The organism is Marinomonas spartinae (genome assembly GCF_016461715.1).
Classification (GTDB): domain Bacteria; phylum Pseudomonadota; class Gammaproteobacteria; order Pseudomonadales; family Marinomonadaceae; genus Marinomonas; species Marinomonas spartinae_A.
On sequence record NZ_JAEMUI010000011.1, the window covers coordinates 24,534 to 37,234 of the forward strand.

Below are 12,701 nucleotides of genomic sequence, written 5' to 3' on the forward strand. Positions count from 1 at the left end.
TAACATGAAGAATCACACTAAGATATAGGAAGTGCATATGTTTGATTTTTCCTTTCAACAAACTGAAAATCCATACATTAAACTGACTATTCACCTTAAAAAAAAGTGAAAAAGACAGCCCTAACGCAAGGATAATAAATGCTGAGTCAGCTCAGCAAAACCAAGCCCTCCAGGGAAATTCGTTTGAAAACGCGGGACATGCGTCATACTAGGAAGGTGTTCTGCAATGTTCGATACCCCGACACTTAGGGGAAAACGTGCAAACATACTTTCATCATTGGGAGCATCTCCTACATACATCACTTGTGCAGCGAATCGCTCATCACTGACATTGTACTCCTGATTAAGAACACGTTTTGCCATCGCAAACTTATCATACCCTTCGCCACTGACATTGATATGAATAGAACTCGCTTTTGCATTTAGTCCAAGCTCTTTCAATGCCAATAAACACGCCTCTTTCGCTTCGATAGCAGGCGGCCTTACTTCTTGCGCAAAGTCGATAGCCACATCCGTTAAGCGATAGGCTTGGTCACGAGCCAGACGCAGCGCTGGAAAACTGTCTAGAACCGATGTCACGATGGCAAGTATTTCTGTTTTCTGCGCCACCATCACCGTTTCATCTTGCCAGAACTGGTAGCTAAGGGAGCCATGATTCTTTTTGCGAATAAAGACACCACCGCCCTCACTAATCACCCCAGCCACAGGCCAAGTTCGCGCCATCATATCGGACCAACCCGCACACCCCCCTGTAACAGGAATAACCGTCAAACCTCTAGAGGCTAACTGCTCTAATGCAACCAAACTGTCTGTTGGCAATCGCCCTTCCCAAGTCAAGGTATCATCTACATCGGTGAGAATATAACGGACAGCTTGGCAATCGCTCTTCGTCAGCGCTTCTAATGGTTTGATCAAAACCTTCTCCATAATCACATCAAAGGCGCAAAACGGGTTGGATCATCCGTAATAATGGTATCCATTCCCCATTCCCAATGCTGGGCAACCAATGCCATATCGTTCGCGGTATAACACAGCAATTGATAGCCAGCCCCTTTAATGGCCTGAGCCTTCTCTTGTGTTAACGCCCGATAGTCACAGTTCAAGCTGTAGGCCTGTATGGCTTCAAGCTGTGCCTGCCAATCCTCTGGGATCGGCCCATACAACTGACCAAGATGGCGTGTCTTATCCAGTTGATGACATAGCAGCAAAGCCCCGTGATTAAAACTGGAAATCAATAACTTATCGTTATCTTTCCAATGTGCATCTAAAGCGGCCAAGACCGGTGGTACAATGTTCTCAACATCGGACTCATCGTGTTTGATCTCTAGGTTCAACCCTAAACCAAGGGACTGAATACATTCTAACGCTTCGACCAGAGTAGGCACTTTTTCACCGGCAAATTCCGCTGAGAAATAACCACCCGCATCCAATCCAGCGACATATTCAGGCAATGCTTGACGAGTCACTCCTGCACCATTCGTACAACGACTCAACTCATCATCATGAAAGATGATCAAACCACCCTCACCAATCAAATACACATCGATTTCTACCCAAGTGACTCCTGTCTCTGCAGCAGCACGGATAGACGCCAAGGTATTTTCTGGCGCCAATAGAGCCGCACCACGGTGCCCCATTACTTTCGCGTTAATGATATCTTTTTTTGGGCTTGTCATTGGACCCTCTCTGATAAAATGGCTTCATTGCACGACGCTTAAAGACACGCTGAAAGCATCATAATCGTTGCTGTGTATTGGCATCAAATAGATGCCAATCTTCTCTTGGCGCAGTGAACCAAAGATGGCTCCCAATATCGGGCAAATGAGGGCCAGACAAACGCACCACCAAAGGCACGGCTGAGCCATCAGTTTGCTGACTCCCCACAAGCACCCCGTGAATCAAGGTTTCTGCGCCGAGAGATTCTACCGCCTGCACTTGCAAAGCGAAATCACCATTTTGCTCGTCACTCGCTACTAAATGCTCAGGTCGAATGCCCCAAATCATTTTACCGCGATAGTCGTGAGAGAGTGGCAACACCAACGACTCATTCAGTTTAATGCCAACCTCAGTCATCTCAGCGTCTAATAAATTCATCGCTGGAGACCCAATAAAAGCGGCAACAAAGGTCGACGCGGGCTTATTATACAACTCCATTGGCGTGCCAATTTGTTCAGCTTTCCCTTTATTTAACACGACAAGACGGTCCGCCAAGGTCATCGCCTCGACCTGATCATGGGTTACATACAAGGTGGTGGTTGCCAGCTTGCGTTGTAACTGACGAATCTCAACACGCATTTGTACGCGAAGCTTCGCATCCAAGTTAGATAAGGGCTCATCGAATAAAAAGACTTTAGGATCTCGCACCATAGCGCGCCCCATCGCTACACGCTGACGCTGGCCACCAGACAGCTGATTCGGCTTACGATCCAGTAATTCTTCCAACCCCAACATAGTCGCCACACTGTTTACCTTAGTATCGCGCTCTTCTTTTGGGACACCTCGATTTTTAAGACCATAGGCCATGTTCGCCCGAACGGTCATATGAGGGTACAAAGCATAATTTTGGAACACCATGGCGATATCACGGTCTGCAGGCTCTTTCTCATTGACGCGGTTTCCCTTGATCAGCAAATCCCCCTGAGTGATGGTTTCAAGCCCCGCTACCATGCGCAGCAAGGTAGACTTACCACAACCCGATGGCCCAACCAATACGATGAATTCCCCTTCTTCAATGCTTAAATCGATACTTGGAATCGCTTGGTAACCATTTGGGTAGGTTTTACCAATGTTCTTTAATACTAAATCGGTCATTGCTTACTTCTCCGCGTCAACCAAGCCTTTTACAAACAATTTCTGCATACCAACCACCACGGCCACAGGGGGAATCATCGCCAATAGGGTGGTTACCATTACATTATTCCACTCAATGTCCCCATCTGGGACAGACAACATATTCTTAATACTCATCACCAAGGTGTAATAAGTATCGTCTGTGGTAATGATCAACGGCCATAGATATTGGTTCCACCCATAAATAAACATAATCACAAACATGGCCGCGATATTGGTTCGGGACATGGGCAATAAAATATCGAAAAAGAAGCGAATCGGACCAGCCCCATCAATACGAGCCGCTTCCACTAACTCACCAGGCATGGACATAAAACATTGACGAAACAGGAATGTCGCTGTAGCACTGGCAATCATGGGGAGAATCAAACCACTGTATGAATTCAACATATTAAGATTGGCAATGACTTGATAGGTCGGCACAATCCGCACTTCCACAGGTAACATCAAGGTAATAAAGATCACCCAGAAAATCAGCGAGCGAAACGGAAAGCGAAAAAACACAATGGCATAGGCCGAAATCATCGAGATGGCGATTTTGCCAAAGGTAATACCCAACGCCATAATCATCGAGTTTAACAACAAGTGCCAAACAGGGATCTGTAGGGTACTGCCTGCCGCATGAAACAGCACATGGCTCCAGTTCTGAACCCCTTGGTCACCAAACCACAAAGGCACACTGTCAGCAAAGCTGCTTGCCGATTGCGTCGAACCGACCAACGCCACCCATACAGGCAAGGCTACAATCAGCACACCAGCAATAAGAATAAAATGGCTAAACAATTTGAGCCAAGGACGATTTTCGATCATTAGTATTGCACCTTACGCTCAATAAAACGGAACTGAACCACGGTCATCAAGCCGACAATAGCCATTAACACAATCGATTGAGCCGCCGAGCCACCACTGTCCAAACCGATAAAGCCGTCTTTAAACACTTTATACACCAAGGTATTGGTACTTCCATCTGGCCCACCTTGAGTCGTGGTATCAATCACACCAAACGTATCAAAAAAGGCATAAACCAGATTCACGACTAACAAAAAGAAAGTAGTGGGTGAGAGCAAGGGAAACACGATATCCCAGAACCGCTTAAACGGACTGGCTCCATCAATGGCGGCTGCTTCAATTAAAGAGCGCGGAATGGCTTGTAAACCGGCTAAGAAAAATAAGAAGTTATAACTGATTTGTTTCCAAGTCGCCGCAATCACCACCAATATCATGGCCTGATCGCCATTTAAAAAGTGATTCCAATGGATGCCAATACGATCCAAAAACAACGCAATAGGTCCAATATTGGGGTCAAATAAAATCCACCAGAGTACCCCAGCAAGGGCGGGGGCCACGGCATAGGGCCAAACCAACAAGGTTTGATAGACCATTTTTCCGCGAATCACACGGTCTGCCATCACCGCTAACCATAGAGCGATAGCAATACCGAAAAAAGCAACAGAAAAACTAAATACCATGGTCACACCCATGGATTTGTAATAAAGCGGGTCTTGAAAAAGGTCGATAAAGTTTCCAAAACCAATAAAGGTCTGACTTAAACCAAACGCATCTTCTCGATAAAACGCTTGTTTAAACGCTTGACCTGCTGGCCACAGAAAGAAAATAGCAGTAATGATGAGCTGGGGTAAAACCAGCAGGTAGGGCAACTTTTTTTGCGGAAAATAAACAGACATAGCATCGCTCGGCAAATTCAAACATCAACATCCCCACCGACTTTTGCCGATGGGGATGACAAACACCCAGTAGAGTAAGATTTACTTTACTGATGCGCTCTCGCGAATTTACGTAGCAAGACATCACCACGCTCTACTGCAGTATTCAGAGCTGCTTGCGGTGTTGCTTGACCACTCCAGACACTTTCCAGAGCGCTGTTAATCACATCACGAATTTGCACAAAATTACCCAAGCGCAACCCACGAGAATTCACCGTTGGCTTACTCGCCGTCATCTGAAGTACCGCTACGTCTGTACCAGGATGAGTTTTGTAGAAACCTTCTTTCTTGGTCAGCTCATAAGCAGCATGGGTAATGGGCAAGTAACCCGTAAACTGGTGCCATTCTGCTTGAATTTTTGGCGTCGACAAGAAATGTAGAAACGCAGCAACCGCTTTGTACTGCTCTTTAGATTTGCCTCTAAGAACCCATAATGACGCCCCGCCGATAATGGTATTATTAGGCTTTTTCACTTCACTCGCCCAGTACGGCAAAGACGAAACACCGAAGTCAAACTTCGCATTTTTCACCATGCCACCATAAGCAGAAGAGGAGCCTGTATACATAGCACACTGTTGGCTATAAAACATAGGAACACTGTCACTACGACGGCCACCATAGCTAAAAATACCGCTCTTTTGCCATTCGTGCATTTTGGTGATGTGCATCACTTGAAGAGGACCATTGAACAATAACTTGGTGCCTTTTATGCCTGAAAAACCATCGTCGTTTGAGGCAAAAGGAACATTATGTCGAGCACTGAGGTTTTCTAGTTGCACCCAAGATTGCCAGCCAGTGGTGAAACCACATTTAGCCCCGCTTGCTAACAGCTTTTTAGAGTCAGCAGCCACTTCTTCCCAAGTTTTTGGTGGTGAACTAATGCCTGCTTTTTTAAACATGTCTTTATTGTAGTAAAGAACAGGTGTTGAACTGTTAAACGGCATCGACAACATATTGCCTTGTAAGTCGGAGTAATAGCCAGTGACAGAACTGAGGTAATCTTTCGGATTGAACGGCTCGTGGGTGTCTTTCATCAATTTATAGACAGGGTAAATAGCGCCTTTCGCCGCCATCATACTGGCCGTGCCCACTTCAAAAACTTGCACAATGGCAGGTTGCTTATGGGCACGAAATGCCGCGATAGCAGAAGTCATGGTTTCCGTGTAATTCCCTTTAAACACTGGGTCGACTTTGTACTTATCTTGAGAATCGTTAAATTCTTTAACAATCTTATTGAGTTCTTCCCCGTTAGCACCACCCATCGCATGCCACCATTGGATCTCCGTAGTCGCAAAGCTCGAACCAGAAAGAGACAGGCCTAAAACGGCCATTGCTAGCGTTAATTTACGCATTTCATGATTCCTCACACCATTGGTTTGTTTAAAGTTTGCAAACAAAATAGAGGCTAATTATTTCCGTTATATGACAAACACTTTTATTTCACAAACCAAATTTTTAAAAAAACAATGAAAAATCACAAAAAAACAAACATATTCAATAAAAAAGCTCACAAAAAGCAGTAACAAGCTTGTTTCACTTCAACAATAAAATTGTCGATAATTCCTCTCTTAAAGCGCCATAATGAGATTCTAACGTCAAGTAAAACTCTGGGATCGCAGAAGTATTATCTTCCTTAGCGGCAAACTCAATCGCTCTGGCATCTTGCGTCATCGCCTGCCCAGACACTTCAGCACAGGCGCCTTTCAAACGATGGGCAGTTTGCGCCACCTGCAGCCAATCTTCGGCTTGAATGCTCGTTTCCAATTGGGAAACCAAATAAGCCGCCTCTCTTAAAAACTCAGCCGCGACAAGCGCCATCAGTTCATCACTTCTCGCCATGCGATTTTTAAAATCTTCGAGATCAAACACCCTTGCTTCTACCATGACTTAGACTCTCCTATTTTTTTATCTTTGCATGTGGCAACCACTTTTCCAATACAGCCAACAACTCATCTTTATCAATAGGCTTAGCAATATGATCATCCATCCCAGCCTCAAGGCAGACTAACTTATCCCCTTTCATCGCATTGGCACTTAAGGCAACAATGGGGACATTTTTGGCTGTTTTGCCTGTATCTAACTGACGGATTCGTCCCGTCGCCTGATACCCATCCATAATAGGCATCTGACAATCCATAAAAATCAAATCGTAATGAGTAGACTGCAACATCGTCAGCGCTTCTTCGCCATTATTGGCAATATCAACCTCAATCCCTAACCGACCCAGCAAGCCACGAGCAACAACTTGATTAGTAAAATTATCTTCCACTACTAATATTTTGGCATTAAATTCTGGGGGTTGATCAAGCCAGCCATTAGTCGGGCCTTCTTGAGGCGAGCTTAATAGCCCATGTGACGCCTCCTCTTTCAATGGCGAAGTCAGTATTTGTGTCAGCACTTGATGCATTTCGTGGTTAAATACGGGCTTATGCAACACTTTCATATCAGACTCGAGACTTTCTTTGGAATAATTCAGCAACAAAACACAGGTCAACTTTTTCTGTGCACATACTTGCTTAAGTTTTTCCTGATCCTCTTGAGAAGCTTGTCCATAGAGAGAGTCATCCAACAAAAGAATCCTATTTTCCGTGTACACAGTCTGCCCAGTCTCAGCTACCTCATCGTCTAACCATGACACGAGGGAATTAAACACTGTCACATCTAATCCCATGTTCTGAACTAATGAAGCAACGTAATCACGCCCCACGTCATTGTGATACACCAATACCGCCGAATACTCATGGAAAGCCGTGTCATTCTCCTTTTCTTGACACTCAAACGGCACGGTCACTTTAAACCAAAACGTAGAGCCTTTACCTTCTTCCGAGTCGACACCAATGCTTCCGCCCATTAATTCAACAATACTTTTACTGATGGCTAAGCCTAAGCCCGTCCCACCAAATTTTCGAGTGGTCGAATTATCTGCCTGTTTAAAGCGTTGGAATAAATTCTTTTTCAGGGCTTGATTGATACCTATACCAGTATCAGACACTTTAACGCTTAACTCACAGGAACCACTGTTTAGAGGATCAACATGGATAAACAAATTCACCTCACCCTGCGAGGTAAATTTAATGGCATTACCCAATAAATTCATAAGCACTTGCTTGATCCGTAATCGATCCGCCAAGATAGACACTTGAGGAATAAAAACCGCTGGCACATTAAATTCGATGTTTTTCTCCTGCGCCCTGAAGACCAACAGCTGACTCACTTCTTCCACTAGCTCTCTTAGGTTGAATAACTCCTCATCCAACACAATACTGCCACTTTCGATCTTAGATAAATCCAATATATCATTGATCAATTCCAATAATGCTTCCGCACTTTGGCGCGACAAATTCGCCAGATTTTTTTGTTCAGGGCGCAAATCCGTGCTCATCATTAAAGAGAGACAACCAATGACGCCATTGAGCGGCGTACGAATTTCATGACTCATATTCGCTAAAAACAGGCTCTTTGCCTGATTGGCTTCTTCAGCCTCATGCTTCGCTTTACTATGCGCTAACTCTGACGCCCTAAGTGAGCGGTTTGCTTCTAAAAGATCCTGTGTGCGACGACGTACCAGGCTCTCAATTTCAGACATCTGACTACTGACCATCAGCAAAAACCAAACCAGAATACCCGCCACCAAGAAACCACATACCAACACAAACTGCACACCCCAAGGCTGCTTATAAAAACGGCTCTCACTCACCTGAAATAAACGCCAACGCTTTTCGCCGACTTTCACATCATAGGCAACCGCCTGCCCAAAGTCCCCCTTGTTAAAACGCGATATTAAAGTGGCAACAGACAAATCGGCCGATTCGCTTTGCGTCACCAAAACAGGTGAATCGCCAGCCCCATGCATATCCACTAGATATAACTGGGTATTTGGCAACAACCCTCTATTAACTATCTCCTTAGTTAACATATCTAGCCCTATGACTGCCGTCGCCATACCTAAAACCTTCCCGGTCTCATCGTTAAAAAATGGTAAAAACAGTAAGACCCCCTTACTCCCTTGAACCAGATTGATCGGATCAGTTGGGTAGGCTTGTTTTAGCTCAATGGCCTTATCAATCGCCTTTCGCCTACTTTCTTGGGAATAAACATCATAGCCAATCGCGGCTTTATTTTTCTCTCTGGGCACCACAAACGTGACCACAATATGGCGTTTTCGAGGAGTAACATTCACCAACTTCCCCGATGAATCCCTTTCTTTAACTCGAAATTCTAAATGGGGGTAACTCTTTTGAATATTACGTTCAAAGGCAGGTATCGACAGGCCATCCACCACATAGTTGACAGAAACCCCTAAAAAAGAGTTATCTCGGGACATCGCACTCAATGCATATTTGTCGAACTCTTTAGACGACACTTCTTCACTGCCTCGTACAAATCCCGCTACCCCATAAAGCAAATCGACACTGTTTTTTATCCGGTTATTTAAAGAGATTTCTAATAATTCAGCATTTACCCGAAACTCCTTAGCCTGCTTATTCTCTTCAAACTCACTCACCCCAAACGACACCCCAAACGTCAAAATGAGAATAAAAATCAGCCCTCCCATCAAACTGAACTGATGCTGAAAATGATTACCAAAATAACGGGGAAATAGCACAGCAAACCAAGGCACGATGACCAGCGCTCCAATGGAGTCCCCCACCCACCAACCAAACCAGTTAAGCCAAAAACCGTCCCAGGTGATGATATTAAAATACAATAGGGCGGAAGAACCGACCGTAGCGCCAATCAGAGTGGACAAAACACAAGCTAAAAAGACAAAGCGCAACACCAAATCCACTCGGTGGAAAGCGAACGGAATCCCCACATAACGACGTACTAACCAAGCACCAACTGCCGCCTGAAGAGCCGCCCCACATGCGATGACAGCAGGCAACAACACAGCAAATAGATGGAGGTTGTACCAAGTGGCGGACACATTTACGAGAAATGAACCGAGAAACACGCCGCATAGGCCTGCTCGCGGAAAGAACATCGCAGCAACTAAAGCCAAACCCGAAGCGGGCCAGATAATGGTTGCATAGCCAGGTGGAATGGCAGCCATTAAGCCCAATATCCCCAGAGCCCAGTACATTAGCGCAGTGACAACAACAATGACTATTCCTTTAAACATAATGCACCAATTTATCAAGAGGAGGTCTTTAAACTAAAAAGCGTAGATAGGTTATCTCCGGGTCAAACGGATCGGCTGTCTTTATGCTAAGAATAGCCAAAGAATCTTACTCATGACCTTGATAATCGTTACATTATGTAATGAAAATAATGAGCTATAACTGCAAACACATTGAATCATAAAAACACGAAATGCTTACCCGCCGATAGAGCAAGATAAGCATTTGCTGAAGGAAGGCTCTCTTACGAAGAGGCTGTCGCAAAAGAGATCAAGCAGGAATCGTTACAACTGGAACTGACTCACTGCGGTATTCAAAGTACCTGATAACCCGTCTAACTTTTTGGCTGTTGCAACCGTATTCTTGGCAGACTCAGCGTCTTCACGGATAATCATCGCGATACGATCAATTTTTCTGGCAATATCATCACTGGCGTGATTCTGCTCAGTCAAAGCATTACAAATATAATCAATGGACTCTTCTACCTTTTCGGTACTGTTTGTCACATCATTCATAGATTGACCAGCCTGCTGTGCAAGCAACACACCTTGCTCAACCCGCTGAAGCCCTGATTCCATGCTAAGCGATACCGCCTCTGTTGCCTCTTGTATCTGCCCGACAATCTGCGCAATTTCGCTAGTCGACTGAGTGGTTCGCATCGCCAAATTACGAATTTCATCTGCTACCACGGAAAAACCGCGCCCTTGCTCACCCGCTCTCGCCGCCTCTATCGCCGCATTAAGAGCCAACAGATTGGTTTGATCCGCTACGTCCTTGATTACCTGCATGATATTAGAAATATCACTGGATCGGTCTTCTAACTCTTTAATCAACGCGGATGAACCACGGGAATACTCAGAGATTTTATTCATTTCATTCGTTGCAGATAACACAACCCCACCCGCCTGGGTTGACAGCTCACCAGATTGCACAGAAAAAGACTGCGCACTCTTAGCATGCTCCGTTACCTGACCAATACTCACTGCAAGTTGCTGAACCGTCGCCGCCACAGAAGACGCCGCCTCATTCTGAGAACTGGCACTGTTCGCCACATGAGCCGACGCATCAAACAATTCAGCAGCTGCACGCGACACATCACTTGTACTCTCTCGTACCTGACATAAAATCGAGTGGGTCTTGTCGACAAAGCCATTTACAGACGAGGCAATTGAAGACAACTCATCCCGTCCTTCTACTGGTAAGCGCTTCGTTAAATCGCCGCGCTCTAAAAACGTCACCACATCCAACACACGAAACACACGCTTTCTCAGGTCTCGTGCCAACAAACGCTGACTGGCAATAACAAACAAACCGCCCGCAACCAGAGGTGTCAAAATCAACCACAAAATCATCGCCATCTGTTTTGAGATGACGCTGTCCGACGAAGACTCAAGCCCTTGATTTTCCTTAACCAATTGGTCGATATTATGAATCATCGGTACCAAATACAAACCGTAAATAGAATCCGGTATTTGCAGTGCATCCTGCGGGCTATCTTGAGCCATATTAATGGCACTATTGAACTGCTTAAAATACTCCGCCCACAGGGGCTTAATCTGCTTTAAAAGCTTCGCTTTCTTCTCATCAACCACATGAGAGGCTTCTATCGTCTTCAACAATGCATTGATCTTAACATTCGCTGCATCAAGGGCCGTTTTGGTTGAAGGCAGAATAGGATCCCCTTTTGCCACAGACAGACCAGTCGCCTTCATCTCAAACAAATGCTGAGACGTCGCGATTTGCAATTTGTAATGATCAAAGTCTGTCCTCAAAGAAGAGAGAATATAAGCTGCGAAGACGCCAACCAAAATAATACTGATGGCCGTCACACCAGAAAGAACCCACATCTTTTTGTTAATGTTCACATGCTTCTCCAATTGATCAACATAGAGAGATGAAAAATCACCCCTCTTTTTTTCAGAAGCATGTTACAAAATGTATATGACGCTTTTGTAACAAAGCAGCAAAGATCACGAAGAAACACGACATTTCATAACACACATCAAAAAAAGAAAACATAAATAAAAATATAGACTTAGCTATAAAATGATCAACGAAATCATCAACATAACAAGCATGGTATAGCTGTAAAACCTGCAGTGATCAGCTTCCCTATCACTCCCATAAATACAATTTATTACAGGCATTATCGTGACTTTATGCTTTGACGGCTCATAAGCAATGCGTTTAGGTGGTTCAATCCATTTTAGGGAAGATGACTCTAGCCTCTTGCTATCGGCGTTTTTCAAGGTAGCAGTGAGCGATATTTAGGCTACTCTAGAGCGTTATCATTTAACCAGAAATGAACTTAAACAAAGAGCTGACACAGAGGGAGCTAACAAGATTGAATTTGTTAACAAATTACGCCAAATTAAGTTGAAAATTAAAACTGGAACAATGCCAGATAAAGTAATGATGCCGAAAGAATGATGAGTTATAAAATTAAATTGCTGTCCAGCGATGACCTAAAAGAACTGTATAGAGTAACTGGCCCCGAAGAAAAATTTCTTTGCACTTTATACATGATGATCAAGCACGAAGGTGGCGATTGGGAAATTGAGTTTGATCACCCCCTTCGTGGATACAAAGGAACTTTAGGCAACTTAGAACAACGTACTAGGCAGTATTCTCAACAGGGTCTTTGGCCTGAACAAATCAGTCTTGGCGTAGGGATTCACAAGGATGGGAAGCTAATCCGTGTACTGGAAGCCAAAGATTTGGGGGGCTATCACCAGTAAAAAAGCTCTCGAGTGAGGGCTTTTTTCTAAGCTGCGTGGCTGGCTGCGATCGGTCGCTTCTTTTCAGCGGGCAGGTCTTTCTCGATTCGTGAGATGATGGTACTCACCCCACGGCTTTGCTTTTCTCCTAGCTCTAAGCCAGATCCAAAAGCCGCTGCAAGGTAAGGAAAGTTGCTCTTTCGCTAAGATGATCTCTTCTTGAGTGTCCATGTCTAATATTTTCCAGAAACTAGGATTTAAAAACTCAAACAAAGCATGTCAATATTTAG

Annotated in this window: 10 protein-coding genes; 1 reads left to right on the plus strand and 9 read right to left on the minus strand. The window is 44.6% G+C overall.

Annotated features, from left to right (window positions below):
- Positions 1-120 precede the first annotated feature (120 nt).
- The 9 genes from JHD45_RS11385 to JHD45_RS11425 all read right to left on the minus strand — a co-directional run bounded on the left by JHD45_RS11385 (position 121) and on the right by JHD45_RS11425 (position 11,559).
- Entirely contained in the window at positions 121-915 is a 795-nt protein-coding gene (locus tag JHD45_RS11385; protein ID WP_233407775.1) for an HAD-IIB family hydrolase, read from the minus strand.
- 14 nt (positions 916-929) lie between these two features.
- Positions 930-1,676, minus strand: coding sequence for a glycerophosphoryl diester phosphodiesterase (locus JHD45_RS11390; protein ID WP_199476642.1), 747 nt, complete (start codon positions 1,674-1,676; stop codon positions 930-932).
- Positions 1,677-1,734: 58 nt separating this feature from the next.
- Positions 1,735-2,811, minus strand: a complete 1,077-nt coding sequence (locus JHD45_RS11395; protein WP_199476643.1) for a sn-glycerol-3-phosphate import ATP-binding protein UgpC — start codon at positions 2,809-2,811, stop codon at positions 1,735-1,737.
- Between the two features lie 3 nt (positions 2,812-2,814).
- Positions 2,815-3,660 carry a sn-glycerol-3-phosphate ABC transporter permease UgpE gene (gene ugpE / locus JHD45_RS11400; RefSeq protein ID WP_199476644.1) on the minus strand — a complete coding sequence of 282 codons (846 nt, stop codon included), beginning with the start codon at positions 3,658-3,660 and terminating at the stop codon, positions 2,815-2,817.
- On the minus strand, positions 3,660-4,535 hold the full coding sequence (ugpA, locus tag JHD45_RS11405) for a sn-glycerol-3-phosphate ABC transporter permease UgpA (RefSeq protein WP_199476645.1): 876 nt from the start codon (positions 4,533-4,535) through the stop codon (positions 3,660-3,662). Before ugpA ends, ugpE begins: the two co-directional genes overlap by 1 nt.
- An 86-nt stretch (positions 4,536-4,621) precedes the next feature.
- Positions 4,622-5,926 (minus strand): sn-glycerol-3-phosphate ABC transporter substrate-binding protein UgpB, encoded by a 1,305-nt coding sequence (ugpB, locus tag JHD45_RS11410; RefSeq protein ID WP_199476646.1) that lies wholly within the window; start codon positions 5,924-5,926, stop codon positions 4,622-4,624.
- Positions 5,927-6,107: 181 nt separating this feature from the next.
- Positions 6,108-6,458: an Hpt domain-containing protein gene (locus JHD45_RS11415; protein ID WP_199476647.1), complete on the minus strand. Its 351-nt coding sequence runs from the start codon at positions 6,456-6,458 to the stop codon at positions 6,108-6,110.
- A gap of 13 nt (positions 6,459-6,471) precedes the next feature.
- The gene (locus tag JHD45_RS11420; protein WP_199476648.1) at positions 6,472-9,696 is read right to left on the minus strand and encodes an ATP-binding protein; all 3,225 of its coding nucleotides are present in this window, start codon (positions 9,694-9,696) and stop codon (positions 6,472-6,474) included.
- Between the two features lie 282 nt (positions 9,697-9,978).
- Positions 9,979-11,559 carry a methyl-accepting chemotaxis protein gene (locus JHD45_RS11425; RefSeq protein ID WP_199476649.1) on the minus strand — a complete coding sequence of 527 codons (1,581 nt, stop codon included), beginning with the start codon at positions 11,557-11,559 and terminating at the stop codon, positions 9,979-9,981.
- Positions 11,560-12,120: 561 nt separating this feature from the next.
- On the opposite strand from JHD45_RS11425, the gene JHD45_RS11430 reads away from it, so the two are divergent.
- Entirely contained in the window at positions 12,121-12,432 is a 312-nt protein-coding gene (locus tag JHD45_RS11430; protein ID WP_199476650.1) for a hypothetical protein, read from the plus strand.
- Positions 12,433-12,701 lie beyond the last annotated feature (269 nt).